The 26,167-nt window shown below is 70.8% G+C and carries 26 protein-coding genes and 1 rRNA gene; 19 read left to right on the top strand and 8 right to left on the bottom strand.

What is annotated here, in order from left to right; translation table 11 throughout:
- The 10 genes from rrf to AB0N14_RS34960 all read left to right on the top strand — a co-directional run.
- Positions 1-82 (top strand): 5S ribosomal RNA (gene rrf, locus AB0N14_RS34915); the annotation flags it as partial.
- 61 nt (positions 83-143) lie between these two features.
- Complete coding sequence (locus AB0N14_RS34920; protein WP_366029716.1) at positions 144-788, top strand: HAD family hydrolase; 645 nt, start codon at positions 144-146, stop codon at positions 786-788.
- A 92-nt stretch (positions 789-880) separates the two neighbouring features.
- Positions 881-1,612, top strand: coding sequence for a VC0807 family protein (locus AB0N14_RS34925; protein WP_366029717.1), 732 nt, complete (start codon positions 881-883; stop codon positions 1,610-1,612).
- A 78-nt stretch (positions 1,613-1,690) separates the two neighbouring features.
- Positions 1,691-2,950 (top strand): MFS transporter, encoded by a 1,260-nt coding sequence (locus AB0N14_RS34930; protein ID WP_366029718.1) that lies wholly within the window; start codon positions 1,691-1,693, stop codon positions 2,948-2,950.
- Positions 2,901-4,073 carry an acetoin utilization protein AcuC gene (locus tag AB0N14_RS34935; protein ID WP_366029719.1) on the top strand — a complete coding sequence of 391 codons (1,173 nt, stop codon included), beginning with the start codon at positions 2,901-2,903 and terminating at the stop codon, positions 4,071-4,073. Before AB0N14_RS34930 ends, AB0N14_RS34935 begins: the two co-directional genes overlap by 50 nt.
- An 839-nt stretch (positions 4,074-4,912) precedes the next feature.
- Positions 4,913-5,728: a phosphatase gene (locus tag AB0N14_RS34940; protein ID WP_366029720.1), complete on the top strand. Its 816-nt coding sequence runs from the start codon at positions 4,913-4,915 to the stop codon at positions 5,726-5,728.
- 129 nt (positions 5,729-5,857) lie between these two features.
- Positions 5,858-6,070 carry a helix-turn-helix domain-containing protein gene (locus tag AB0N14_RS34945; RefSeq protein WP_158712621.1) on the top strand — a complete coding sequence of 71 codons (213 nt, stop codon included), beginning with the start codon at positions 5,858-5,860 and terminating at the stop codon, positions 6,068-6,070.
- 143 nt (positions 6,071-6,213) lie between these two features.
- Complete coding sequence (locus AB0N14_RS34950) at positions 6,214-6,312, top strand: AURKAIP1/COX24 domain-containing protein (protein WP_003948845.1); 99 nt, start codon at positions 6,214-6,216, stop codon at positions 6,310-6,312.
- Between the two features lie 319 nt (positions 6,313-6,631).
- Positions 6,632-7,693, top strand: coding sequence for an NAD-dependent epimerase/dehydratase family protein (locus AB0N14_RS34955; protein ID WP_366029722.1), 1,062 nt, complete (start codon positions 6,632-6,634; stop codon positions 7,691-7,693).
- Positions 7,694-7,707: 14 nt separating this feature from the next.
- On the top strand, positions 7,708-8,757 hold the full coding sequence (locus tag AB0N14_RS34960; protein ID WP_366029723.1) for a lysophospholipid acyltransferase family protein: 1,050 nt from the start codon (positions 7,708-7,710) through the stop codon (positions 8,755-8,757).
- Between the two features lie 76 nt (positions 8,758-8,833).
- Here AB0N14_RS34960 and AB0N14_RS34965 read toward each other — a convergent pair whose 3' ends face one another.
- From AB0N14_RS34965 to AB0N14_RS34975, 3 genes are all read right to left on the bottom strand, one after another.
- Positions 8,834-10,042: a DUF5667 domain-containing protein gene (locus tag AB0N14_RS34965; RefSeq protein WP_366029725.1), complete on the bottom strand. Its 1,209-nt coding sequence runs from the start codon at positions 10,040-10,042 to the stop codon at positions 8,834-8,836.
- A gap of 263 nt (positions 10,043-10,305) precedes the next feature.
- A complete protein-coding gene (locus tag AB0N14_RS34970; protein WP_366029726.1) occupies positions 10,306-11,079 on the bottom strand; it encodes an ECF subfamily RNA polymerase sigma factor, BldN family in 774 nt (257 codons plus the stop codon).
- 829 nt (positions 11,080-11,908) lie between these two features.
- Entirely contained in the window at positions 11,909-12,820 is a 912-nt protein-coding gene (locus tag AB0N14_RS34975; RefSeq protein WP_200418669.1) for an HAD-IB family hydrolase, read from the bottom strand.
- A gap of 183 nt (positions 12,821-13,003) precedes the next feature.
- Here AB0N14_RS34975 and AB0N14_RS34980 point away from each other — a divergent pair, with 183 nt between their 5' ends.
- From AB0N14_RS34980 to AB0N14_RS35000, 5 genes are all read left to right on the top strand, one after another.
- On the top strand, positions 13,004-13,294 hold the full coding sequence (locus AB0N14_RS34980; protein ID WP_366029727.1) for a glutaredoxin family protein: 291 nt from the start codon (positions 13,004-13,006) through the stop codon (positions 13,292-13,294).
- Positions 13,295-13,530: 236 nt separating this feature from the next.
- Entirely contained in the window at positions 13,531-14,304 is a 774-nt protein-coding gene (locus AB0N14_RS34985; protein WP_200418671.1) for a redox-sensing transcriptional repressor Rex, read from the top strand.
- On the top strand, positions 14,301-16,052 hold the full coding sequence (locus AB0N14_RS34990; RefSeq protein WP_366029728.1) for a glutamyl-tRNA reductase: 1,752 nt from the start codon (positions 14,301-14,303) through the stop codon (positions 16,050-16,052). The genes AB0N14_RS34985 and AB0N14_RS34990 overlap by 4 nt, the downstream gene beginning before the upstream one ends.
- Positions 16,049-17,059 (top strand): hydroxymethylbilane synthase, encoded by a 1,011-nt coding sequence (hemC, locus tag AB0N14_RS34995; RefSeq protein WP_366029729.1) that lies wholly within the window; start codon positions 16,049-16,051, stop codon positions 17,057-17,059. The genes AB0N14_RS34990 and hemC overlap by 4 nt, the downstream gene beginning before the upstream one ends.
- Positions 17,056-18,762 carry a uroporphyrinogen-III synthase gene (locus AB0N14_RS35000; RefSeq protein WP_366029730.1) on the top strand — a complete coding sequence of 569 codons (1,707 nt, stop codon included), beginning with the start codon at positions 17,056-17,058 and terminating at the stop codon, positions 18,760-18,762. Before hemC ends, AB0N14_RS35000 begins: the two co-directional genes overlap by 4 nt.
- A gap of 52 nt (positions 18,763-18,814) precedes the next feature.
- Here AB0N14_RS35000 and AB0N14_RS35005 read toward each other — a convergent pair whose 3' ends face one another.
- Positions 18,815-19,360: a dihydrofolate reductase family protein gene (locus tag AB0N14_RS35005; RefSeq protein ID WP_366029731.1), complete on the bottom strand. Its 546-nt coding sequence runs from the start codon at positions 19,358-19,360 to the stop codon at positions 18,815-18,817.
- Between the two features lie 94 nt (positions 19,361-19,454).
- On the opposite strand from AB0N14_RS35005, the gene AB0N14_RS35010 reads away from it, so the two are divergent.
- Both AB0N14_RS35010 and hemB read left to right on the top strand, forming a co-directional pair.
- The gene (locus tag AB0N14_RS35010; protein WP_366029732.1) at positions 19,455-19,859 is read left to right on the top strand and encodes a hypothetical protein; all 405 of its coding nucleotides are present in this window, start codon (positions 19,455-19,457) and stop codon (positions 19,857-19,859) included.
- 10 nt (positions 19,860-19,869) lie between these two features.
- Positions 19,870-20,871, top strand: a complete 1,002-nt coding sequence (hemB, locus tag AB0N14_RS35015; RefSeq protein WP_366029733.1) for a porphobilinogen synthase — start codon at positions 19,870-19,872, stop codon at positions 20,869-20,871.
- Positions 20,872-20,891: 20 nt separating this feature from the next.
- Here hemB and AB0N14_RS35020 read toward each other — a convergent pair whose 3' ends face one another.
- Positions 20,892-21,479 carry a DUF4232 domain-containing protein gene (locus tag AB0N14_RS35020; RefSeq protein ID WP_366029734.1) on the bottom strand — a complete coding sequence of 196 codons (588 nt, stop codon included), beginning with the start codon at positions 21,477-21,479 and terminating at the stop codon, positions 20,892-20,894.
- A gap of 359 nt (positions 21,480-21,838) precedes the next feature.
- On the opposite strand from AB0N14_RS35020, the gene AB0N14_RS35025 reads away from it, so the two are divergent.
- A complete protein-coding gene (locus AB0N14_RS35025; protein ID WP_366029735.1) occupies positions 21,839-22,744 on the top strand; it encodes an SAM-dependent methyltransferase in 906 nt (301 codons plus the stop codon).
- 21 nt (positions 22,745-22,765) lie between these two features.
- Here AB0N14_RS35025 and AB0N14_RS35030 read toward each other — a convergent pair whose 3' ends face one another.
- Positions 22,766-23,698, bottom strand: a complete 933-nt coding sequence (locus AB0N14_RS35030; RefSeq protein ID WP_366029736.1) for an aminoglycoside phosphotransferase family protein — start codon at positions 23,696-23,698, stop codon at positions 22,766-22,768.
- Positions 23,699-23,861: 163 nt separating this feature from the next.
- Here AB0N14_RS35030 and AB0N14_RS35035 point away from each other — a divergent pair, with 163 nt between their 5' ends.
- Positions 23,862-25,067, top strand: coding sequence for a PLP-dependent aminotransferase family protein (locus AB0N14_RS35035; protein ID WP_366029737.1), 1,206 nt, complete (start codon positions 23,862-23,864; stop codon positions 25,065-25,067).
- Positions 25,068-25,074: 7 nt separating this feature from the next.
- On the opposite strand, the gene AB0N14_RS35040 is transcribed toward AB0N14_RS35035, so the two are convergent.
- Together AB0N14_RS35040 and AB0N14_RS35045 are read right to left on the bottom strand one after the other, a co-directional pair.
- Entirely contained in the window at positions 25,075-25,272 is a 198-nt protein-coding gene (locus AB0N14_RS35040) for a DUF397 domain-containing protein (protein ID WP_366029738.1), read from the bottom strand.
- Positions 25,269-26,096, bottom strand: coding sequence for a helix-turn-helix transcriptional regulator (locus AB0N14_RS35045; protein WP_366029739.1), 828 nt, complete (start codon positions 26,094-26,096; stop codon positions 25,269-25,271). Before AB0N14_RS35045 ends, AB0N14_RS35040 begins: the two co-directional genes overlap by 4 nt.
- Between the last annotated feature and the right edge of the window lie 71 nt (positions 26,097-26,167).

The raw sequence follows: 26,167 nt of genomic DNA on the forward strand, positions 1-26,167 counted from the left end.
CATTCCGAACCCGGAAGCTAAGCCTTACAGCGCCGATGGTACTGCAGGGGGGACCCTGTGGGAGAGTAGGACACCGCCGAACAATTCTTGAGAAAACCCCCGTGCTATTCAGCACGGGGGTTTTCTGCGTCTAGGGTCGAGGCATGCGCTACGACCTCGTCATCTTCGACAACGACGGCGTCCTCGTCGACAGTGAGCCCATCTCCAACCGGCTCCTGGCCGCCTACCTCACCGAGTTGGGGCACCCGACCACCTACGAGGACTCCATCCGCGACTACATGGGCTCGGCCATGCACCGTATCCACGACCTCCTCCTGGAGCGGACCGGAGAGCGGCTGCCGGACGACTTCGACGACGTTTTCCACGCACGCGTCTTCGCCGCGTTCGAGCGGGAGTTGAAGCCGGTCGCCGGCGTCGAGAACGTGCTGGAGAAGCTGACGGCCGATGGAGTGCCGTTCTGTGTGGCGTCCTCGGGCAGCCATGACCGGATCCGGGTCGGGCACCGGACGACCGGTCTCGACCGGTGGTTCGACGACGGCCGCGTCTTCAGCGCGCAGGACGTGGGGCGGGGCAAGCCGGCGCCCGACCTGTTCCTGTACGCGGCCGAGCGGATGGGGGTCGCGCCGCAGAGATGTGTGGTCGTCGAGGACAGTCCGCTCGGTGTGCAGGCCGCCGTGGCCGCCGGCATGGACGTGTACGGGTTCACCGCCATGACGCCTGCCGACCGTCTCGCCGGTGCAACCCAACTCTTCGCGTCGATGGGTGAGTTGGCCGACCTGCTCGTGTGACCCGCACCAGGGCCAGGCACTGACATTTGTCATGCCGAGCTCCGGACGATCGTTTCTACTGGCGGACCCCTCCTTGCGGCGAAGCTAGGGGCATGACGACGAACACGGTGTCCCGGAGCCAGAGCCAGAGCCAGAGCAAGAGCAAGAAGCAGAACTTGGTGCCGCTCATCATGGACGTGGTGGTGCCCGTGGGGTCGTACTACCTCCTCAAGGACGCCCTCGGTATGAGCACCTTCGCGGCGCTCGCCTGGAGCAGCGTCCCGCCCGCCGTGCGTACCGTCCTCGGCGTGGTGAAGGAGCGCAGGGTCAACGCCCTCGCCGTCCTCATCCTCGTGGTGAACGTCGTCGGGCTGCTGCTCAGCTTCGTCTCGGGTGACCCGCGGCTGATGCTCGCCAAAGACAGCGGCGTGAGCAGCACGATCGGGATCGGGATCCTGGTCTCCGTGGCGCTGGGCAAGCCGATGATGACCGCCGGGATGAAGCCCTGGCTGGTGAAGGGTGACGCGGCCAGAGAGGCAGCTTGGGCGCGGTTGCAGAGTGGGTCCGGGGCCTTCCGGCGGGCCGAGCGGGTCTTCTCGGTGGTGTGGGGTGTGGTGCTCCTCGGTGAGTGCGTCGTGCGGGTCGTGGGGGCCTACACCCTGCCCGTGGACACGATGGTCTGGCTCGGCTCGGTCGTCCTCGCCGTCGCGATGGTGCTCGCGTTCTTCGTCAGCGGTGCCCTGGCCGCCGGGCCCATGGCCCACATACTGGCCGCTGAAACGAACGCCGACGCGAACGCCGGTGCCGCCCCTGCCGCCGCCCCCGCGCCCTCTTTCTCCAAGTAACCGGCCGAGTAAAGCTGAACAAAAATCATCTTCGGCTGGATCTACCCACGGGTAGACCGGGGCCCTACGCTCGCCGCCATGACAGATGTGCTGCGGCGCGGTAGGGCCTCGCTGGCGTTCAGCTTCTTCGCTCAAGGCGCCGCCTTCGCCCTGCTGGTGACGCGGATTCCGGCCATCCAGGACCGGTACGGCGTCTCCGACGCGCTGCTTCCCGTCTTCCTCGCCGCGGTGCCCGTCCTCGCCGGTGTCGGCAGCGTGACGACGGAGCAGCTGGTGAAGCGCGTACGGCCCAGCCGGCTGCTGCGCTGGTCGCAGCCCGTCGTGCTGCTCGCCCTCCTCGGTGTGGGGGCCGGCGGGCACATGGCCGAGCTGGCGGTGGCGCTGGCCGCGTTCGGGCTGACCGTCGGCGCGCTGGACGCCTCCATGAACATGCTCGGGGTGAGCCTCCAGCGGACGTACGGGCGCAGCATCATGCTCGGGTTCCACGCCGCGTACAGCCTCGGCGGGATCGTCGGTGCCTCGCTCGCCTGGGTGGGCGCGCACTGGCATCTGGCGCTGTGGGTGTCATATCTGCCGGTCGTCGCGGTGCTGCTGCCGGCCGCTCTCGTGGGCACTCGGTGGTATGTCGACGGGGGCTCGGCCCCGGTCCCGGGGGCCCGGGAGGCCCCGGAGGACGGGGATGCGGAGGAGACACCGGAGGTCCGGGAGGCGGATGCCGGGACCGTCGTCTTCCGGTTGCTGCTGCCGCTCTGCCTGGTGATGACGTTCGCCTACATCGGGGACTCCACCGTCTCCAACTGGAGCGCGAAGTACCTCCAGGACACGCTCGGCGGCTCGGAGCAGCTGGCGACCGTTCCGTACAACGTCTACATGATCACCACGCTGCTGGGGCGGTCCATCGGCGACTTCGGGGTGCGGCGGTTCGGGGCCGTGGCCGTCGTACGGCTCGGGGCGCTGGTGGCGGCGCTCGGGTTCGCCGTGGTGGCGGGCGCGCCCGGGGCGTGGGTCGGGATGCTGGGGTTCACCCTGCTGGGGCTGGGGCTGTGCGTGCTGGTGCCGCAGACGTTCGCGGCCGCCGGGCGGCTGTTCCCGGGGGCTTCGGACACGGCGATCGCGCGGCTGAACATCTTCAACTATGTGGGCTTTCTCATCGGCTCGCCCTTGGTGGGGGCGCTCGGGGACGCCTGGAACTACCGGGGCGCCATGCTCGTACCGATGGCGTTGGTCCTGGTGACATTGGTGTACGCCCGTTCGTTCAAGCCGGGACAAGACCGATACGGTGGCGGACATGAGCGGCCGCGCACAGCTGATGTGGGACGAGGCAGTAACGGGCTATGACTTCGGCCCGGACCATCCGATGGATCCGGTCCGGCTCGCGCTGACCCGGAGACTGGTCGACGCCTTCGGGCTCGACAGGGACGTCGACGTGGTCGCGGCGAAGCCCGCGGGCGAGTCGACGCTGCGGCTGGTGCACCGGCAGGACTACGTGGAGGCGGTGAAGGCCGCGTCCACGGACCCGGGGGCGGCCGACGGGTCGTACGGGATCGGGACTCTCGACGATCCCGCGTTCGCCGGGATGCACGAGGTGTCCGCGCTGATCGCGGGGCAGTCGGTCGGGGCGGCGGAGGGGGTGTGGCGCGGGGACGCGCTGCACGCGGTGAACTTCGCGGGCGGGCTGCACCATGCGATGCCGGGCAGCGCGTCGGGCTTCTGCATCTACAACGACGCCGCGCTCGCCATCGCCCGGCTGCTGGAGCTGGGGGCGGAGCGGGTGGCGTACATCGATGTGGACGTGCACCACGGGGACGGGGTGCAGGCGGCGTTCTGGGACGATCCGCGGGTACTGACGGTGTCGCTGCACGAGCATCCGCGGACGCTGTTCCCGCAGACCGGATGGCCGGAGGAGACGGGCGGGCCGAACGCGGAGGGCAGCGCGGTGAACGTGGCGCTGCCGGCGGGGACGGGTGATGCGGGGTGGGTGCGGGCCTTCCATGCCGTGGTGCCGGAGCTGATCGCGGAGTTCCGGCCGCAGGTGCTGGTGACGCAGCACGGGGCCGACACCCACTTCGAGGATCCGCTCGCGCATCTCGCGGTGTCGCTGGACGCGCAGCGGGCGGTGCAGGTCGCGTGTCACGACCTGGCGCACGAGTACGCGGGCGGGCGGTGGGTCGGGCTGGGCGGGGGCGGCTATGCGGTGGTGGAGGTCGTGCCGCGGTCCTGGACGCATCTCGTCGCGATCGCGGCGGGGCGGCCGATTGAGCCGGAGACGGTGATTCCGGAGGGGTGGCGGCAGGAAGTCTTCGCGCGGACGCGGCAGTTGGCGCCCGCGCGGATGACGGATGGGCGGTGGCCGGTGGCGTTCTCGGGGTGGGAGTCCGGGTACGATCCGGCCGATCGGCTGGACCAGGCGGTGCTGGCGGCGCGGAAGGCGGTGTATCCGCTGCGCGGGCTGCTGCCGTAGCCCCCGGGCGCGCCCCGGGTTGGTTTCGCCCCCGCCGCCCCTACCCTTCCCGTCCTCCAGGGGCTCCGCCCCTGGAACCCCGGTGGGGACTGCGTCCCCTGCACCCCGCTGGGGCTTCGCCCCAGACCTCGGGCGGGGGCTCCGCCCCCTACAACCCCGGTGGGGACTGCGTCCCAGACCTGGGGCGGGACTACGTCCCCTGCACCCTCGCGGGGCTCCGCCCCCTACAACCCCGGCGGGGACAGCGTCCCCTGCACCCCGCCTGGGCTTCGCCCCAGACTTCGGGCGGGGCTGCGGCCCTGCGCCCCTCGCGGGGCTGCGCCCCCGCAACCCTGGCGGGACTGCGTCCCCTGCACCCCGCTGGGGCTTCGCCCCAGACCTGGGGCGGGGACTGCGTCCCCTGCACCCTCGCGGGGCTCCGCCCCCTACAACCCCGGCGGGGACAGCGTCCCCTGCACCCCTCGTGGGGCTCCGCCCCCGGAACCCTGCCCGGGCTTCGCCCCAGACCTGGGGCGGGGGCTGCGGCCCCTGCACCCTCGCGGGGCTCCGCCCCCTACAACCCTGGCGGGACTGCGTCCCCTGCACCCCTCGTGGGGCTCCGCCCCCGGAACCCTGCCCGGGCTTCGCCCCAGACCCGTTCGGGGGCCAGGCCCCCGGACCTCCGCTCCTCAAACGCCGGAGGGGCGGAATTCAGCCCCTCCGGCCTTTCCAGGACGAGGCCGCAAGGCCGACAGGGGGGTCTGGGGGCGCAGCCCCGGGTGGGGGGCGATTACGCCGACTGTGGGGTGTTCCCTGCATTCCGGACGTGCGGCGGAGGTGATTGGGACAGCATCGCTGGGGTGTTGAGCACCGGCGCACTGCGTGCGCATCTGCTGGCCGCCCGGCTGGCCGGGCCCGTGGCCACCTCCCGGGAGGAGAGCCTGCGCAGCTATCGGCTCTTCGCTGCCCGCGACCCCCGCGCTCTGATCGGACTCGATCCCGAATGGACATGGAGTTCTGAGGATTTGATCGAGTTGATGGCGGACAAGTGTGGGGTTTCGGCCGATCCACGGTATGTGTCCGGCCATGATGTGATCGATCCGGAGCGCACGCTGGAGGGGCTCGAGGCGTTCGCCGAGCGTGTCGCCAGGGCCGCGCGCCACCGCGAGGCGGTGCTGCTCGGCACCGGGCACCCGCACCGGCTGCTCGGGTTCTACGCCGCGCTCGCGGACGCCCTGTCGGCGGCGGGATGTACCGTCCTCACCCCGGCGCAGGGTCGCTGTGTCGACATAACGACCCGGTTCGGTCTACGCACGTACAACCTTGATTACGTACGAGGAGTCGCCCTCGTGCGAGAACCAGGATCCGGAAGAGCCGGTTGTGAGCCCGGCGCACACACGCACTCGCCGCTGCCGCTTCGCACCGCGCTGGCCGCCGCGGCGGAAGCCGGCGGCCCGTTGCCGGAACTGGTCATCGGGGACCACGGCTGGGTCTGCGGAGCAGGTCAGCTGGGGTTCGACGCGATCGGCCTCGCCGATACGGACGATCCCGCGCTCTTCGTCGGCGAGGCGGAGGGGCGGGTGTCCGTGGTCGTTCCCCTTGATGACGCTGTGCGGTCCGATTACTACCGACCGCTTACTCGCTATGTACTCAATCGAGCGTGTCTGTCACAGTAGGCCGCGGATGCCATCCCCTCTTCCCCACTTGCATCATCTGCACCTACATTGGGGAGTGAGCGCGCAGCGACGAAGAGTCACCGGAAGGGGAAGCCGGTGGCCGTCGAGTGCGGAAGGTGCAGGTGTGTCATGGCTGCAGCTGGCGAGAGGCCTCTGAACGAGGTTCAGTTCCTGACCGTGGCGGAAGTCGCCTCGGTGATGCGGGTGTCGAAGATGACCGTGTACCGGCTGGTGCACAGTGGTCATCTGCCGGCGATCCGGGTGGGGAGGTCCTTCCGGGTCCCGGAGCAAGCGGTTCACGAGTACCTCCGCGACAGCTATGTGGGGGTGGAGACGGTCTGACGGCGGCCCGCCGGAGGTCGTTGCGGTCTCCGGCGGGACCTCGATTACAACCTCAGCGCTCGGGTTGGGTAGGCTAGCCCCTCGTAGGTCGTATGGGCCCATGGCGCCCAGCACCGAGTGATGAGAAGTGAGCGAGGGTAGTCGTGGGCTCTGTTATCAAGAAGCGGCGCAAGCGGATGGCCAAGAAGAAGCACCGCAAGCTGCTCAAGCGCACTCGCGTTCAGCGTCGCAACAAGAAGTAAGGTGCGGCCCCGTCCGGGGGCGCCCCTTCTTCTGTGCGTGAACGCGCGCAACACCCCCCACCACCGGTGGGGGGTGTTTGTCGTTTTCCGGATGGGTGCGTCCCGGGTGCGCGTGTGCCGACGCGTTCCGGCGGTGCGTACGCCTGTGAAGCGAATGGCTTGGTCTGGTCGTACGTACGGGTGGGTCGTCACTTCGTGCATCGGGCGGTCATCACAGCGCAACATCGACCCGCTAAGTTGGCCGCATACGGGGAACGCGGCAGGCTGGCGGACAGAGCTACGTCCACTACTGGACGCGACGGGAAGAGAGGCGCTGATCTTGGGCAAGGTCGTGCTCGTGACCGGAGTGGCCCGCCGGCTCGGCGGCCGGTTCGTACGACGGATCCAGCGTGACCCGGAGGTCGACCGCGTCATCGCGGTGGACGCGGTACCGCCCGAGCACCATCTGGGCGGCGCGGAGTTCATCCGGGCCGACATCCGCCAGCCCACCATCGCCCGGGTGCTCGCCGAGCACTCCGTGGACACGGTGATCCACATGGACGTGACCGGCACCGCGCTGGGCAGCGGCAGCCGGGCCACGGTCAAGGAGACCAACGTCATCGGCACCATGCAGCTGCTGGGTGCCTGCCAGAAGTCCCCGAGCGTCAAACGGCTGGTCGTGAAGTCCAGCACGAACGTGTACGGGTCCGCCCCCCGCGACCCGGCCGTGTTCACCGAGACGACCCCGCCCAAGTCGCTGCCGAGCGGCGGCTTCGCCAAGGACGCCGTCGAGGTCGAGGGGTACGTGCGGGGCTTCGCGCGGCGCCGGCCCGATGTCGCCGTGTGCGTGCTGCGGTTCGCCAACATCCTCGGACCGCACGCCGGCACCCCCCTCGCGTCGTACTTCTCGCTGCCGGTCCTGCCCACCGCGTTCGGCTACGACCCGCGGCTGCAGTTCGTGCACGAGGACGACGTGATCGAGGTGCTGCGCATCGGCGCGCACGAGCCGCGGCGCGGCACCCTCAACAGCGGCACGTTCAACGTCGCCGGCGACGGGGTGCTGCTGCTGTCGCAGTGTGCGCGGCGCCTGGGCCGACCCACGGTGCCGCTGCTGCTGCCCGCCGTCACCTGGGTCGGGTCCGCGATGCGCACGCTGAGCATGACGGACTTCTCGCCCGAGCAGATCCGGCTGCTCACCCACGGCCGGGTCGTGGCCACGGACCAGATGCGCGAGACGCTCGGCTATGAGCCGAAGTACACGACCGCGGAGACCTTCGCGGACTTCGCGCGCAGCCGCGGGCCCGGACTGCTGCCGCCGGAGGCCCTCGCGGGGGCCGTCGACCGGATCGCCGCACTGCCCGTCCTGGGCGGTGGCCACCCCCCGACGCCTACCGCCGACTGAGGAGCGCATCAACGATGGCGGACGCCAAGGTCATTCCGTTCGACGACGACCGGTCCCGGGGGGCTGCCGTGCAGCGGCCGTCGCGGCGCCGGAGCGCGGGGAGCAGCCGGCTGAAGGGGGAGCCCGCGGGGGTCCGCGATGTCCAGCCCCTGCACGGCGGGGCCCTCCCGCAGGATGATGTTCCCGTGACAGGTGAGGAAAGGCCGCCGGCCCGCTCCCGGGAAGGGGGCCTGGAGCGGCGTATCGCCGGAGGACTGGCCTTTCTGCGCCGACGCCTGACGGGCGACTACGAGGTCGACGACTTCGGCTACGACGAGGAGCTGACCGACCAGGTCCTGATGTCGCTGCTGCGGCCGGTGTACGAGAAGTACTTCCGGGTCGAGGTGAAGGGCGTCGAGAACATCCCGGACAAGGGCGGGGCGCTGATCGTCGCCAACCACTCCGGGACGCTGCCGCTGGACGGCCTGATGATGCAGGTCGCCGTGCACGACAACCATCCGGCGGGACGCCATCTGCGGCTGCTGGCGGCCGACTTGGTGTTCGTGCTGCCGGTGGTGAACGAACTGGCCCGCAAGGCGGGCCACACCCTGGCGTGCGCGGAGGACGCCGAGCGGCTTCTCGATCGCGGTGAGGTGGTCGGGGTGATGCCGGAGGGCTTCAAGGGGATCGGGAAGCCGTTCAGTGAGCGGTACAAGCTGCAGCGGTTCGGGCGTGGCGGCTTCGTGTCCACGGCGCTGCGGGCCGGGGCGCCGATCATTCCGTGCTCGATCGTCGGCGCGGAGGAGATCTACCCGATGATCGGCAACGCGAAGACGCTGGCTCGGTTGCTGGGGTTCCCGTACTTTCCGATCACCCCGACGTTTCCCTGGCTGGGGCCGTTGGGGGCGATTCCGCTGCCGACGAAGTGGACGATTCAGTTCGGGGAGCCGATCGCGACGGACGGGTATCCGCCGGAGGCCGCGGAGGATCCGATGCTGATGTTCAACCTGACGGATCAGGTACGGGAGCAGATTCAGCACACGTTGTACAAGCTGCTGGTGCAGCGGAGGTCCGTGTTCTTCTGAGCGATTCGGGGTTTGCGGTACGACGATGGGGGCGCCCCTTGCTGGAAGGGGCGCCCCCATGCGGTTTCCTGGTTCCCTACCTGTTCTCCTCGCCTTCGATGCCCAGGCCCGGTAGCAGGCCCGGAAGCAACGGCGGGAGTGTGACGTTCGGCCCCGAGGACGGGGTCTTGCTCGTCGAGGGGGAACTGCTCGCGCTGTCCTTCGGGGGGTCCAGGAGACCGCCCGTGTTGCCGCCGAGCAGGCCGTCGCCGGTGCTGTTGGAGCTGGACGGCTGGGGGTTGCCGCTGCTGCTGTGGGTGCCCGGGGCGGAGCCGCCGGTGGTGCTGGGGGCCGGGGCGTCGGAGCCGGCGGAGCCCGGGGCGGAGCTGCGGTGCCGGCCGGGGCCGCCCTGGGACGGGGGCTGCGGCAGCAGCGACTGCAGCGGTGCGACATCCCGGTCTATGGCGTCGAAGACCGACGAGACCTCCTGACTGACGTCCCCGAGCTGGGCGGGCAGCCGCTCGCGCAGGGCGCCCCAGGCCTCGCGGTGCGACTCGGAGAAGGTGGAGAGGGTCTGGATGGGCACGAGTGAGCCGTCCCTCTCGTACGCCTCGTGCAGCAGGCGGTGGCCTTCGGCCGCGTCGTGCCGCATGCCGGACAGGGTGCGGCGGACCTCGGTGAGGGACTCGTGGTCGAGGTCGCCGGCGCGGCCGCGCTCCATCAGTCGGCGGGCCTCGCTCAGCCGGGTCGACGCCTGGTCGAGGTAGAGCTGCCCGCGGTCGTCGTCCCCGTCGGCCATGTCGAGTTTGACGTCCTCGATGCCGCGTTTGAGGCCGTAGAGGGAGTCACCGGGCAGGGCGTCGGAACTCGCGGCGGCCACTCCCCCGAAGGAGGCCGCGGCCACTCCGACACTGAGTCCGCCCGCAGCGAGACCCTTGGTGAGCCGTGTCCGCGGTCGCAACTTCCCCAGCGTGGTTGCACGATGGGCGCCCCGCCCGTGTCGTTGCTCCGGCACCGAAGGGCCTGCCGCCTCGCCTGCCGGGGCCGCGCCCTCCCGGAACATGGCCTCCATCGCGGCCACCAGCCGCGCACGCTGGACGACCTTGACCTCCGGGTCGAGCGTCGGCCCGGGCAGTTCGCCGAGACGGGTCGCTAGACCCAACAGGCGGGCCTCATCGGTCCGTTCCGCCGCAGCCGGGGCCGGCCCTTCGGGCTGCTCGGCCGCCGCGCCCCGGTCGTCGGACTGCTCCTCCAGGGCCTGGGCGAAGGCGTTCGCCCGCCGGTGCGCCGATACGTTCGCGATCACTGGCGGCACCTCCTCTCGTCATGACGGTCGACTCCCCAGGGGGTCCTGAGGGTTGCACACGCTGACCGCATCCACACGATCGAGTGATCAAAGAGGGTCAGGGTGTGACCACAGGGAGCCTGTATCCCGCACAACGAGCGGCTCGGCACTTGGGTTACGGACGGCGGATGATCGGATCGCGAACACAACGGGCTTGCACAGATGGTGAGTTGATGGTCGCGCTAAGTGTTCGCCCGTTGGATGGGCGAGGGCGGTCCGGGGGCTCAGCGGGCGTCTTCGGGGAGGAGTCGGGCCAGGGTGCGGACGGCCCGGTACTGGAGGGTCTTGATCGCGCCCTCGTTCTTGCCCATCACGCGGGCGGTCTCGGCGACGGACAGGCCCTGGAGGAAGCGGAGCGTGACGCACTCCTGCTGCTGGGGATTGAGTCGCCGCACGGCTTCGAGGAGGGCCGCGTTGGAGAGCGACTCCAGCACGGAGTCCTCCGGGGAGCGCTCGACCTCGTTGGCGTCGAGCATCTCGCCGGTCGTCACCTCCAGCCGGAAGCGGCTGGACTTGAAGTGGTCGGCGACGAGGTTGCGCGCGATGGTGACGAGCCAGGCGCCGAAGTCGCGACCCTGCCAGGTGAAGGTGCCGATGCGGCGCAGGGCGCGCAGAAAGGTCTCGCTGGTGAGGTCCTCGGCGGTGGCCTTGCCTCCGACGCGGTAGTAGATGTAGCGGTAGACGGTGTCGCTGTACTGGTCGTACAGGCGCCCGAAGGCGTCGGCGTCGCCGGCCTGGGCGCGTTCCACGAGGTCCATCATGCGGGCGCTGTCGCTGTCCGCGGCCGGGCGGCGTGCGGGGGCGGCGCCCGCGCCCGAGCGGCCGCGCCTGCCGACCGCGGCGCTGCCGTCCGCCAGTGCGTAGCACGGGCCGACGGGCGTGGCGGTGGCGAAGGCGGGGGCGGCGTACGCGGTGGGGACGAGGCCGCGCAACAGTTCGTGGACCGTCGCGCGGAGCGTAGCCAGGCCCGAGGCGTCAACCCCGACGTGTGGGTACACGGGACTCCCAGAGGCAGAGCTTCCATCACATGCAGTACGGGACCGTTCACCCGTCGTAGCGACGGAGGGGTACCGGATTGCGTCTGAGGAGAATAACGCTTAGTACAGGCAGCGCTACACCCAGTTGCTCAAATCATCGATTACGTCGCTTCTGTAACCGATTGACGCCTGCTCAAGTGCCGCATAGTGACCGTTTGTTGATCGGTTGAGTTCGGCTTCCGTCTGAGTGCGGGGCGTGTTGTGGCCGGGTGCGGGGTGGGAGGAGTGCTGGGCCGGGGGCGGGGTAGAAACGCCCGAATGCACCCGTCCGCCACAAGTCACCGCTGACCACGGCACTTTGCTGGCCCCGCCGCCCGTACCCGTCCCCTCCCGGGGGCTGCCGACCCCCGGCCCCCCACCGAGGAGGGGCCGAGGCGGGCGCGGAAGACGGGCGCGGGAACGCTCCGTGCACGGTGCGTACAGGGAGCGGAGGCCGGGGAGGGTGTGAGCGACGGGCGGGAGCTGGGGCTCGGACAGCAGCCGTGGGTGGCGTTACGGCGTTGCTGACGTCCGCGCCCCAGGCGCGCGGCGACCGGTCCGCATCCAGGCGTGCGCAGGCGGGCCGCCGCTGCCGCGGCGCGGTTGCCGGGAGTCGCTCAGGCCGACAGCTTCGTGCAGGCCCGAGGGAGGGGGCCACCGGTACGGCCGCCCTGCGGGGGGTCCGGTGCGGCCCCGGCCGGAGGTCACCCCTGGCCGAAGAAGCCGGTGTCGGCGGGGCCGGCGGTGCAGGGGCCGGTGTCGGCGGCGCCGGGGTGAAGAAGCCAGCGGCGCCGGGGTGAAGAAGCCGGTGTCAGCGGCGCCGGCGGTGCAGGGCGATCGCCGCTGCCGTGCCCCCGGCCACCGCGCCCACCCCGGCCGCTGCCGGCAGGCCGACCTTCGCGGCCTTGCGGGCCGTGCGGTAGTCGCGCAGGCGCCAGTCGCAGGCGCGGGCGTGTTTGCGGAGCTTGGCGTCCGGGTTGATCGCGTAGGGGTGGCCCACCAGCGACAGCATCGGGATGTCGTTGTGCGAGTCGCTGTACGCCGCGCAGCGCGAGAGGTCGAGCCCCTCCGCCACCGCCAGCGCGCGGACCGCCTCCGCCTTCGCCGGACCGTGGAGGGGCTCGCCCACCAGGCGGCCGGTGTAGACGCCGTCGACCGACTCCGCCACCGTGCCCAGGGCTCCGGTGAGGCCCAGCCTGCGTGCGATCACCGTGGCGATCTCCACCGGTGCGGCCGTCACCAGCCACACCTTCTGGCCCGCGTCCAGGTGCGCCTGCGCCAGCGCCCGCGTACCCGGCCAGATCCGCTCGGCCATGTACTCGTCGTAGATCTCCTCGCCGATCGACATCAGCTCGGAGACCCGGTGGCCCTTCACGATCGACAGCGCCGAGTCCCGCGCGTCCTGCATGTGCTCGGGATCCTCCACCCCGGCCAGCCGGAACCACGCCTGCTGCCAGGCGAACTTCGCAAGATCGCGGGTCTCGAAGAACTTCCGCTTGTACAGGCCCCGGCCGAAGTGGAACAGTGCGGCGCCCTGCATCACCGTGTTGTCCAGGTCGAAGAACGCCGCCGCCTTGTCGTCGCCGTGCACCGGGAACTGCTGTTCCTGGTCGGAGACGTCCTGCGAGGTCTTGCGCGCTGCCTCCGCCGAGGCCTCGCCTGCCAACACGCTCCGCGCCGTGGCGGAGCGCCTACGGGGAGTGAGCCATCCGAGAGCGGCCATGACGCGAGCATAGCCACTCTGTTCGGTGGTTCCGGACTCGAGAGGTTTGGAGGCTGTGAACTCTCCACGACCGAGTCGTTAAAGGTCTCCCTAGGAGTCATCCCCTCGGCGTGGCACGGGCGGTGGCCGTGGGCCCGGCCGGGTGGTGAGCGCAGGCTGCCGCCGCCGTCCCCCGGAGTGAGAATGACCGACATGAGTCCCATCTTTCGGCGTAAGAACAGCGGCCAGAACCCCGACGAGCGGCTCGTCACCCTCATCCGCAAGCCCGGATGTCATCTCTGCGACGACGCGCAGGTCGTCATCGAGAAGGTGTGCGGCGAGCTCGGCGTGCCCTGGGAGCAGAAGGACATCACCCAGGACCAGCGGCTCCACGACGAGTACTGGGAGCAGATCCCCGTCGTCCTCGTCGACGGCGCCCAGCACACCTTCTGGCGTGTCGACGAGCAGCGGCTGCGCAGGGCGCTGACCGAGTAGTCCAAAGAGGTCCGCAAAGTCGCCTAGGATCGAGGGCGACCGGTCGTGGGGGCGGGGATCGTTGAGGAGAGTGTGCGGTGAGGCCCCCAGGAGTACCGCGCGTGACCCCGGTCACGTTGACCGGGCAAATCGGACACCATCTTTGTGCACGCGTTCACAAAGACATAGCCTGCATTCGACGGGGCGGTCCGGGGACGTGTGACCGCCCGCAGCCCCGCTCTACCCGCAGGAGCACCGTGGCAACTGGCCGAACTCACCGACCGGCGACCCGTAGCCGAGGGATTCCCGAGGCCACCGTCGCCAGGCTTCCGCTGTACCTCCGAGCCCTGACCGCGCTGTCGGAGCGCTCGGTACCCACGGTCTCCTCCGAGGAGCTGGCCGCCGCCGCGGGCGTGAACTCCGCGAAGCTGCGCAAGGACTTCTCCTACCTCGGCTCCTACGGCACCCGGGGCGTGGGCTACGACGTCGAGTATCTCGTCTACCAGATCTCCCGCGAACTGGGCCTGACCCAGGACTGGCCGGTTGTGATCGTCGGTATCGGTAACCTCGGCGCGGCGCTGGCCAACTACGGCGGGTTCGCCTCCCGCGGCTTCCGGGTCGCGGCCCTCATCGACGCCGACCCGGCCCTCACCGGCAAGGCGGTCGCCGGGATCCCGGTCCAGCACACGGACGATCTGGAAAAGATCATCAAGGACAACGGCGTCTCGATCGGCGTGATCGCGACCCCCGCGGGCGCCGCCCAGCAGGTCTGCGACCGGCTCGTGGGCGCGGGTGTGACCTCCATCCTGAACTTCGCGCCGACCGTGCTGACCGTTCCGGACGGTGTCGACGTCCGCAAGGTCGACCTTTCCATCGAGCTGCAGATCCTCGCCTTCCACGAGCAGCGCAAGGCCGGCGAGGAGGCCATCGCCGATGCGCTGCCCGACGGCCTGCCGGCCGCTGCCGCCACGACCACGGAGTCCGCCGACAAGGGACCCGACGGGGATGTCCCCGCCGTGATGCCGGCATGAGTCTCCTCGTCGTCGGGCTGAGCCACCGCAGCGCACCGGTCAGCGTCCTCGAGCGGGTCGCGCTGACCGCGGACGCCCAGGTCAAGCTGGTCCATGACACGGTCGCCGCCGAGCCGGCCACCGAGGCCGCGGTGCTCGCGACCTGCAACCGCATCGAGCTGTACGCGGACGTCGACAAGTTCCACGCCGGTGTCGCCGAACTGTCCACCCTGCTCGCCCAGCACAGCGGGGTCGGCCTCGACGAGCTGACCCCCTACCTCTACGTCCACTACGAGGACCGGGCCGTCCACCACCTGTTCTCGGTGGCCTGCGGGCTGGACTCCATGGTCGTCGGCGAGGGGCAGATCCTCGGGCAGATCAAGGACTCCCTGGCCACCGCGCAGGAGCAGCACACCGCCGGACGCCTGCTGAACGACCTGTTCCAGCAGTCCCTCAGGGTCGGCAAGCGCGCACACTCCGAGACGGGCATCGACCGTGCCGGGCAGTCCCTGGTCACCTTCGGCCTGGAGCAGCTGTCGGCCGGTGCGCCGGTGGAGACGTGGGCCAAGGGCAAGCGTGCCCTGGTGATCGGCGCCGGCTCGATGTCGTCGCTGGCCGCCGCGACGCTCGCGCGCGCCGGCGTCGCCGAGGTCGTGATCGCCAACCGCACCCTGCAGCGCGCCGAGCGCCTGGCGCAGATCCTCACCGAAGGGGACGACACGGACGTACTGGCGCGTGCGGTGCCGATGGAGACGGTTCCGGACGCGCTGACACGTGCCGACGTCGTGGTGTCCTGTACGGGCGCGACCGGTCTCGTCCTCACCGCCCAGTCGGTCGCCGCGGCCCTCGATGGCCGGGTGGAAGGGCCGGTCGCCCCGGACGCCGGAGCCGCGCCTGCCGCGCGCATCACCGGCCCGGCGCCGATACGCGGAGACCTGCCGCCCACCAGCCTCGGCACCGAGGAGGGCCGCCCGCTCGACCTCTCGGCCGTGCAGGGCACCGCCCACTTCTCGGTGCTCGGCGAGGCCGCCGTCGCCGGTATGCCGGCCGCCGAGCTGGAGCAGCACGCCGCCTGGGTGGACAAGGGCGCCGGGGAGCCGCGCAGCGGTCGTAGGGCCGTCGCCGCGGACCCGGAGACCGAGGCCGAGCTGATCAGCGCGCTCGCCGCGACCGTCGCCACGATCGGCCGGATCCCGGAGCGCCGCCGTCCGGAGCCCGTCTTCGAGGTTCCTCGCCCCGCGCCCGTGCTGTCGCTGCTGGACCTCGCGATGCCCCGCGACATCGACGCGGCCGTGCACCGGCTGCTCGGGGTGCGGCTCGTCGACATCGAGTCGCTCGCCGAGGCCTCCGCCGACGCGCCGATGGCCGCCGACGTCGACCAGGTCCGGCGTATCGTCTCCGACGAGGTCGCCGCGTTCGGCGCCGCCCAGCGCGCCGCGCACATCACGCCCACCGTGGTCGCGCTGCGCTCGATGGCCGCCGACGTGGTGGCCGGCGAGATCGCCCGCCTGGAGGGGCGGCTGCCCGGCCTCGACGACAAGCACCGCGCCGAGATCGCGCAGACCGTGCGGCGCGTCGTGGACAAGCTGCTGCACGCGCCGACCGTACGGGTCAAGCAACTCGCGGCCGAGCCCGGCGGCGCCGGCTACGCGGACGCGCTGCGCACCCTGTTCGACCTGGACCCCGAGACGGTCGCCTCCGTCTCCCGGGCCGACGACACCAAGAGCACCGAGAACACCGAGAACGCCAAGAACCGAGGGCGAGCATGAGTGAGCAGTCACCACTGAGGCTCGGGACCAGGCGCAGCAAGCTGGCCATGGCCCAGTCCGGGCAGGTCGCCGACGCCGTGCGCCGGGTGACCGGACGGCCCGTGGAGCTCGTGGAGATCACGACGTACGGGGACACCTCCCGCGAGCACCTCGCGCAGATCGGCGGCACCGGTGTCTTCGTGACGGCCCTGCGCGACGCGCTGCTGCGCGGCGAGGTCGACTTCGCGGTGCACTCGCTGAAGGACCTGCCGACCGCGCAGCCCGAGGAGCTGGTGCTGGCCGCCGTGCCGGTACGCGAGGACCCGCGGGACGTGATCGTCGCGCGCGACGCCCTGAAGTTCACCGACCTGCCCAGCGGGGCGCGCGTCGGCACCGGTTCGCCGCGCCGCATGGCGCAGCTGAACGCGTACGCGCGCGGCCACGGCCTCGACATCGAGACCGTCCCGATCCGCGGCAACATCGACACCCGAGTCGGATACGTCCGCAGCGGAGAGCTGGACGCCGTGGTCCTCGCCGCGGCCGGGCTCAACCGCATCGGGCGGATCGACGAGGTGACCGACTTTTTGTCGGTCGACACGGTTCTGCCCGCCCCTGGCCAGGGGGCACTGGCGATCGAGTGCAGGGTGGGGAACACCGCCCAGGATGCTGCACTGATCGCGGCGCTCGCCGAGCTCGACGACCCGTTCACCCGGGCCGCCGTGACCGCCGAGCGGTCCCTGCTCGCCGCCCTGGAGGCCGGTTGCAGCGCCCCCGTGGGCGCGCTGGCCGACCTTCCCCCACTCTCGGCTCCGCTCGAGCGGGGGGACCCCCATGCCGACGGGCACGTTGTCAAGGAAATGCGCCTGCGCGGAGTCGTCGGAACGCCCGACGGCCGCACGCTGGTGCAGCTGTCCACCACCGGTCCCGTGCCCGAGACGCACGACCAGGCAATGGCGCTCGGTCGCGAACTCGCCGCCGAGATGCTCACCAAGGGCGCGGCCGGTCTGATGGGGGAGCGAGCACATTGAGCCCCACCACCCTTCCCGCCGGCCTTGAACACGGGCACGTCACCTTCCTCGGTGCCGGACCCGGAGATCCGGGGCTTCTCACACTGCGCGCCGTCGAGGCGCTGGCCAACGCGGACGTCCTCGTCGGCGAGCACGAGGTGCTCGACGTCGTGCGCACGCATGCCAGAGCGGGCGTCGCCGAGCTCAACACGGACACGGACCCCTCGACGGGGCCGTATCCGGGCACGGGCACGCCTCAGCTGACGGTTGTTGACGGCGAGTCAACAGCCGCTGGTGTCCCTGCGTTGCGGGATGCCGCACATCTTGTCATGGAGGCTGCGCGGGGCGGCAAGCGGGTCGTCCGTGCGGTGTCCGGCGACCCCGGCCTGGACGCGTACGCGGCCGGCGAGATGCTGGCGTGCGCCGCCGAGGGCGTGCCGTTCGAGGTCGTCCCCGGCGTCGCTACCGCCGTGGGCGTGCCCGCGTACGCGGGGGTGCCGCTGCGGGACGCGCAGGGCGCGGACGTCCGGTTCGTGGACGCCCGGACCGCCTCCGACCGCTGCTGGACGGAGGTCGGCGCGTCCGACGGCACGGTCGTGGTGTCCACGACGCTGGACTCCGTGGCGGCCGCGGCCGGGGAGCTGGTGGCCGCGGGCCGCAAGCCGGACACCCCGATGACGGTGACGGTCGCCGGTACGACGACGCGGCAGCGCACCTGGGCCGCCACCCTCGGCTCCATCGCGCAGACGCTGAAGCAGGCGAAGGCCCTGCCGTCCCCCGAGGGCGGGCGTGCGGTGATAGCCGTGGTCGGTGAGCGTTCCGCCGCCGCCCAGCGCGACCAGCTGTCGTGGTTCGAGAACAAGCCGCTGTTCGGCTGGAGGGTCCTCGTGCCGCGTACGAAGGAGCAGGCGGTGTCGCTCTCCGACCAGCTGAGGTCCTACGGGGCCGTGCCGCACGAGGTCCCGACGATCGCCGTCGAGCCGCCGCGCACGCCCCAGCAGATGGAGCGGGCGGTCAAGGGCCTGGTGACGGGCCGCTACGAGTGGATCGCGTTCACGTCGGTCAACGCGGTGCGGGCGGTCCGGGAGAAGTTCGAGGAGTACGGCCTCGACGCGCGCGCCTTCGCGGGCATCAAGGTCGCGGCGGTCGGCGAGCAGACGGCGAAGGCGCTGGTGGCCTTCGGCGTGAAGCCGGACCTGGTGCCGAGCGGCGAGCAGTCGGCGGCCGGCCTGCTGGAGGACTGGCCCCCGTACGACCCGGTCTTCGACCCGATCGACCGCGTGTTCCTGCCGCGCGCCGACATCGCCACGGAGACGCTGGTGGCGGGCCTGATCGAACTCGGCTGGGAGGTCGACGACGTGACGGCCTACCGGACGGTCCGCGCCTCGCCTCCGCCGGCCGACACGCGTGAGGCTATCAAGGGTGGCGGCTTCGACGCGGTCCTGTTCACGTCGTCCTCCACGGTCCGGAACCTGGTCGGCATCGCGGGCAAGCCGCACAACGTGACGGTGATCGCCTGCATCGGCCCGGCGACCGCGAAGACGGCGGAGGAGCACGGCCTGCGCGTGGACGTCATGGCCCCGGAGCCGTCGGTCCACAAGCTGGCGGAGGCGCTGGCGGACTTCGGCCTCAAGCGCCGGGCCGCCGCGCTGGCGGCCGGGGATCCGGTGACGCGTCCGAGCGAGCGGAGGCCGGGGGCGCGGAGGCGTCGGTCGACGACCTGACCTGAGGGCCGCCTGGGGCGACTGCCCACAGGCGGCCCTTGGGGAGTCCTGGTCAGCTGGCGTCCGGGACGTACGTCAGGTGGAGCACGCCGGTCCGGAACGTCTCTGACCTGGTCAGCTTCAGCGAGTGCGTCGCGGTGCCCTCGAACAGCCGCTTGCCCTGGCCGACGACGATCGGATGGACCAGCAGGTTCAGTTCGTCGAGCAGGCCCTCGGCCAGCAGCCACCGCACGGTCGTCGCGGAGCCGGACATCTGGATGTCGCCGTCGGTCCGCTCCTTGAGCTCACGCACCTGGGCCGCGACGTCGCCCGAGATGACGGTGGTGTTGGTCCAGTCGGCCTTCTCCAGGGTGTTCGCCAGCACATATTTGTCGGCGCTGTTGATGAACGTGGCGAAGTCCTGGTCGGCCTCCGTCGTCGACCAGTACGCGGACCACTCCTCGTACAGCCTGCGGCCCATCAGGAACGCGGCCGCGCTCTGCATGCCCGCCTGGATCGCGGCGCCCATCTCGTCGTTGAAGTACGGGAAGTGCCACTTGTCCGGCGACTCGACCACGCCGTCCAGCGAGATGAAGAAGTTCGAGACGATCTTTCCCATGGCCCTGCTCCTCGGTCGTCGGGGTTACGGGTGGTAGACGCCGTACGGGCCGGAAAGTCATCGCTGCCGCACGTCTCTGCCTCACAATGGCCGGATGGGGTGGAGAGACAACGCGCGTAAGAGGCGAGAAGAGGACGAAGAGAGTCGTGGCAGGGCGCTCGAGATCGAAGCGAGCACGCTCGGCCATGCGTCACGGCCCTTTGCACAGGGCGGGGTGATCTGGGGGGCGGCCAGGTCCACGATGGAGGACGCCTACGAGGAGCTTCTGCTCAGGGCGGTCGAGCTCGGTTACGACGCGGTGCTGGGGGTCGGCTTCACCTCCCCCGCGCATGCCCCGAGCAGGAGCAGCCTGAGCGGGCACAGCTCGGTGAACATCATCGCCTACGGCACCGGCGTGCAGTGGGCGAGCGACGACGACCGACCGGCCGACGGGGCCTGGAACAGCCCCGTCGCCAGGGCCGACGCAGCGTCGGCAAAAGGACCTCCCGGCCGGGCGTAGCGTAGAAGGCATGACGAAGTACGGATCCTTCCCCGGTACCCGTCCCCGGCGGATGCGCACCACGCCCGCCATGCGCCGTATGGTCGCCGAGACCCGGCTGCACCCCGCCGACTTCATCCTCCCGGCCTTCGTGCGTGAGGGAGTCAGCGAGCCCGTGCCGATCGCGTCCATGCCCGGTGTCGTGCAGCACACCCGGGACAGCCTGAAGAAGGCGGCGCTGGAGGCCGTGGAGGCCGGGGTCTCCGGGATCATGCTCTTCGGTGTGCCCGAGGAGTCGAAGAAGGACGCCGTCGGGACCTCGGGCACCGACCCGGAAGGGATTCTTCAGGTCGCCGTCCGGGACGTGCGCGCCGAGGTCGGCGACGACCTCCTCGTCATGTCGGACCTGTGCCTGGACGAGACCACCGATCACGGGCACTGCGGTGTGCTGGACGCCAGGGGCCGGGTCGACAACGACGCCACCCTCGAGCGGTACGCCGAGATGGCGCAGGTCCAGGCCGACGCCGGTGCTCATGTCGTCGGGCCCAGCGGGATGATGGACGGGCAGATCGGCGTCATCCGCGACGCGCTCGACCAGATCGGGCGCGAGGACGTCGCGATCCTCGCCTACACCGCCAAGTACTCCTCCGCCTTCTACGGGCCGTTCCGCGAGGCCGTCGCCTCCTCGCTGAAGGGCGACCGCAAGACCTACCAGCAGGACCCCGCCAACTGGCGCGAGTCCCTGCGTGAACTCGCCCTCGATCTCGAGGAGGGCGCCGACATGGTGATGGTCAAGCCGGCCGGGCCCTACCTCGACATCCTGGCGAGGGTCGCGGACGCGGTCGACGTGCCCGTGGCCGCGTACCAGATCTCCGGCGAGTACGCCATGATCGAGGCCGCCGCCGAGAAGGGCTGGGTCGACCGCGACCGGGCCATCCTGGAGACCCTGACCGGCATCAAGCGCGCCGGTGCGCGGAACATCCTCACCTACTGGGCCACCGAGGTGGCCCGCAAGCTCCGCGCTGACGCCTAGTACGTCGGCCAGTACGTCGGCTAGTACGTCAGCGCCGCCTTCCGGTTCGGCAGCCAGCACGTGATCCGCAGCGTGTCGTCGACGTACACGCCCTTGGGCGGGAGCGCCGGGTTGGCGGCCGGGCCGGTGGGGAGCGTGATCGTGAGAGACGTGACGGTGCGGCCGTGACCGCCGGTGCCGTCCGCCGCCGACAGCAGCACGCCCGCGTAGGCGGACCCCCCGGGGGAGAGGGTGATCCGGGACCCCCGGGGCTTCGGCTCCCGGGCCGGCGGCGCGAGGGCGCCGGAATCGCCGAAGCGGGCCTTCGGGTAGCCGTTGAGGGAGCAGTTGACGGCGCCCGTGTTCGTCACCGTCAGCAGCAGGTGGTTCACCGGCTCGCTCACCCGCGTCACCGTCGCCCGCATGTGCCTGCCCGAGCAGGGGACCGCCCTGCCCGGGCGCCCGGTGTCCCGGACGGAAGAGCCGGGCAGCGAGGAGGGGCCCTCGTCCCGTACGCCCTCGCCGTTCTCGCACGCCGGCAACGCGAGCGCGGCGAGCGCGACCGTGACGGCGGCGAGCAGCCGGGGGCGGACGGCACGGGTGGGACGGGCGGTACGAGCAAAGGACATGGTCGGGGCCCTTCGGACGTGCGAGTTGGGGGGTGACAGCTCCACTCGACCGGTCGGCGGGAGCGGAGGCCTCGGCGGCTCAGCTTGACCGGTGGTTCGCCCGCCCCGCCACAGTCGCCGCCGAATTCGGGACGCCGAGCCGGTGGAACACTTCCCGACCTGCGCAAACGCCGTCCCTTGGGAGGGAAATCCGGGACGGCTGGCCTCGGCCGGAAGCGGACCGGGCACTTCCAACTGGCCTTGGGAGTTACGTTGTTGACCTTCACATCGGTCGCTTGACGAACAACCGGGGGAACGGCCGATCGACCGATCGACCGATGGAACGACCGACTCCTTACGCCGACGACCAGGGAGACGCCATGTCCGACGATGCCCTCAGCCAGGACCCGGCCGAGCTGCGCAAGCGGATCGACACCACCAAGGCCCATCCGGCCCGCGTCTACGACGTCTTCCTCGGCGGCAAGGACAACTACCCGGTGGACCGCGCGGCCGCCGCCGCGGCGCTCGCCGCCAACCCGCGCGGCTACCTCGACGTCCGGCACAACCGCGACTTCCTGCGCCGCGCCGTGAACCGGCTGGCGAAGGAGGACGGCATCCGGCAGTTCCTCGACATCGGCACCGGCCTGCCGACCGCCGACAACGTCCACCAGATCGCCCAGCGCATCAACCCCGACTCCCGGGTCGTCTACGTCGACAACGACCCGGTCGTCCTGGCGCACGCCCGCGCCCTGCTCACCAGCGGCCTCCAGGGCCGCACCGACTACATAGACGCCGACCTCAAGAGCCCCGGCCGGATCCTCGAACAGGCCGCGAAGACCCTCGACCTCGACCAGCCGGTCGCCCTCGTGCTCGTGGCGATCCTGCACTTCGTCGAGGACGAGGAGGCGTACCCGATCGTGCGCGAGCTGATGGACGAGCTGCCCTCCGGGAGCCGGCTGGTGCTCAGCCACCTCACCGAGGATCTCAACCCGGAGAACATCCGCGCCGTCCAGCGCACCTACACCGAGCGCGGCTTCACCTTCGTGCTGCGCTCCAGGGACGAGGTCGCCCGGTTCTTCACCGACACCCCGGGTCTCACGCTGGACGAGCCGGGCGTCGTCCCGGTCCACCACTGGCACCAGGACGGCGCGGCACCCGTCCCCGAGGCCGTCGACCCCGCCCACCTCGCCACCCTCGACGACATCGAGAAGGTCCGCTACCGCGACATCAACGACGTCACCGACGCCGACATCAACGTGTACGCGGCCACCGGCCGAAAGGCCTGACGCCGGGAGCGTTCCCCGGTGTCAGCCGTCCGTGCCGAACCACAGCTCGGCGAGTGCGTCGAAACGTGGTTCGGCCGGACGCGGCAGCTCGTGGAGGTGGAAGGGCAGATCGCTGAAGACGTGCAGCAGCGTGCACGCCATCAGCTGGTCCGGGTCGTACGGGGCGCGTCCGTAGGCCTCGTAGAAACGGCGGAGCTGGCGCGGGTCGGCACGGGTGATGAACAGGCCGACGCTGACGAAGTCGTACGCCGGGTCACCGATCATCGCCGGCTCGAAGTCGAACATACCGGTCAGCACGCGCCCGCCGCGCATGTCGATGGTCAGGTGTTCGCTCATGAACTCGGTGTGCAGCAGCACGCGTTCGGTGGACACGGGCAGCGGCACGGAGTCCAGGAAGTCGGGGATCCGGCTCAGCCAGGGCTCGGTCACCCCGGAGTGTCGGTGCCACTCGACCGCCCCGGCGCGCTGGCTGCGCAGGAACGCCGTCCAGTCCGGCGGCCCGACGATGTCCGTCAGAGGGTTCCAGAACATCGCGTGCAGCGAGGCCAGCGCCTCGGCCGACTCCGTGACGATACGGTCCTGTTCCGCGGCGGTGAGCCGGTGCCAGACGTCGTTGAGGGTCCAGCCGGGCAGCCGGGACATCAGCACCCACCGCCAGCCGTTCACGAACTCCTCGGTGCCGATCAACCGCGGTGTCGGGAGCTTGAGTTGGCCCCACAGGTGGTGCAACACCCGTGCCTCACGCACGGCCTCCCGCGCCTCGAACCGCGGATACAGCTTCAGCACCAGGTCGCCCCCGACGGCGTACACGGGCAGGGTCCCGTCCGGGAAGCGGCGCACCGCCAGCCCCACGAGGCCCATCTGGTCGAGCAGATGAAGCACGGCCGGGCGTAACACCCCCTCGTCCGAGACCATGGCTTTCAACTCGTCGTTCGTGTCGACGCTCGGCAGCATGCGCCGCATGCTAGGGCCCGCGGACCGCCGTCCGCATGGCGAAACGAGACTGTTGTAAGGGACAGCGATTTCCCTAAGGTGCATGAACGAGGTGTTTTCGAGTGGTGTTCCCTATGACGTATTACGTCTGATGAACACCTGTACATTTGAGGAGCCGCCCTCCGTGACCTCCAGCGACAGCACGCCCAGCGGTCCGCCACAGCCCGCGTTCGCCGCCCGGGTCGCCTCGGTCGGCGGTTCCCCCGTTCGGGACATCCTCGCCGTCACCGCGCGTCCCGAAGTCGTCAACTTCGCGGGCGGCCTGCCCGCCCCCGGGCTCTTCGACAGCGAGGGCGTCGCCGCCGCGTTCCAGGCCGTGCTGACGGAGGTCCCGCAGCGGGCGTTGCAGTACTCGACGACCGAGGGCGAACCGGCGCTGCGCGCCGCGCTCGCCGACCGCACCACCGCGCGCGGTCTCGCCACCGGCCCCGACGACCTGCTCGTCACCACCGGCTCCCAGCAGGCACTCTCCCTGCTCGCCACCGCCCTGCTGGAGCCCGGTGACACGGTTCTCGTGGAGAACCCCTGCTACCTCGCCGCCCTCCAGGCCTTCGGCTTCGCGGGCGCCAGGGTCGTCGCCGTCCCCTGCGACGAGGACGGTATCGACCCCGACGCGCTGGAGGAGCTGGTGGTGCGGGAACGCCCCAAGCTGCTCTACACCGTCCCCACCTTCCAGAACCCCACCGGCCGCACCCTGCCCGCCGACCGCCGCGCCGCGATCGCCGGCGGCGCCGCCCGGCACGGCCTGTGGGTCGTCGAGGACGACCCGTACGGGGAGCTCCGCTTCGAGGGCGAGCGCGTCCCGTGGATCGCCTCGTACGAGGACGCCCACGACCGCGCGGCGCTCCTCGGGTCGTTCTCCAAGGTGATGGCCCCCGGCCTGCGCCTCGGCTGGCTGCGGGCGCCGGCGGCGCTGCGGCGGGCCTGCGCGATCGCCAAGCAGGCGGCCGACCTGCACACGCCGTCCGTCAACCAGCTCGCCGCCGCACGGTACCTGGCGGACCGCGACCTCGACGCGCACGTCGCCCGGGTCGCCGCGGCGTACCGCGAACGCCGCGACGCGATGCTCGCCGGCCTCGCGGAGGCCCTGCCCGAGGGCTCCGTCTGGAACCGCCCCCAGGGCGGCATGTTCCTCTGGGCGCGACTCCCCGAGAGGTACGACACCACGGCGCTGCTGTCGCGGGTGGTGGAGCAGGACGTGGCGTACGTCCCGGGTGCGCCGTTCTACGCCGACGTGCCGGACCGGTCGACCCTGCGGCTGTGCTTCGTCACGCACACGCCGGGGGAGATCGAGGAGGGGTTGCGCAGGCTCGGGAAGGGGCTCAGCTGAGGGTCGCCTAGCGGGCCGCGTAGGTGGCGAAGGCGACCCAGGTGGCAGGGGTTACCCGGAGGGTGGGGCCGGTGGGGTTCTTGGAGTCGCGGATGTGGACCGCCGCGTTGTCGTTGGACTGGGGGGTGGGGAAGGCGACTTCGAGGCATTCGCCGCCCTCATCGCCGCTGTAGGTCGACTTGAACCACTCGAGTGCGGTGCTCATTGCTCTCCTAGCAGTCGGTCCAGCAGTCCCTTCGACTCCTGGGGAGTCAGGGCCTGTGCCCGCAGCATCGCATATTTGCGCGACAGGATGGACACCTCGTCCGGGTCAGAGACCCACTGGCTGCCTCGCTGGCCCTCGATATAGGCCAGGTGCTGGTGGTCCGGGGTTTCCAGCAGTACGAATGGGCCGTTGAGCCCGGCATGGGACGGGCTGGCCAGCGGCAGGAACTGCACGGAAAGACCCGGCAGTTCGGCGTACTCTCGCAGGTGGCGCAGTTGCTCGTTGCGCACCTTGGGGCCGCCGATCTCCAGGTGCAGCACTGGCTCCCAGATGACGAAGCTGACCGTAGGCGGGACCTTGCGGTGCAGGATGTCCTGGCGGCCGACGCGGGCGGCGGTCCTGGTCTCGATCTCGTCCGCGTCGTACGCCGGAACGCGTTCGCGTAGTACGGAGCGCGCGTACGACTCGGTCTGGAGGAGGCCAGGCAGAACCTGGTTGGCGTACGAGGAAAGGACGATGGCCTCCTGCTCGTGCTGCATGTACAGCTCGGCCCACATCGGGAACTGGTCGATCTCCGGGAGGTTGGCCACCCCTGCGGTCAATAACCCCTTCGTGTCCAGGAGCTGGTCCAGCACCTCGGCCAGGTCCGGCTTCAGCGGCCGTCGCCCCTGCTCGATCGACGCGATGGTCTCCTCGTCGACCATCAGCTCTCGGGCCAGGGACCCTTGGGTGTAGCCCGCCGCGCGGCGGGCCGTGCCGAGCTGGACGCCCAGCATCTTCATGGCCGAGACGTTCTTCTTCCGTGGAGGCTTCCTGGAGGTCATGCTGGTCCAACTCCCCGTGCGTGCCCGTTCGCGACCCCGAAGGAACCCGTACAAAAAAACCGTACGGGTTC

Source organism: Streptomyces sp. NPDC051104 (assembly GCF_040682835.1).
Taxonomy (GTDB): domain Bacteria; phylum Actinomycetota; class Actinomycetes; order Streptomycetales; family Streptomycetaceae; genus Streptomyces; species Streptomyces cynarae.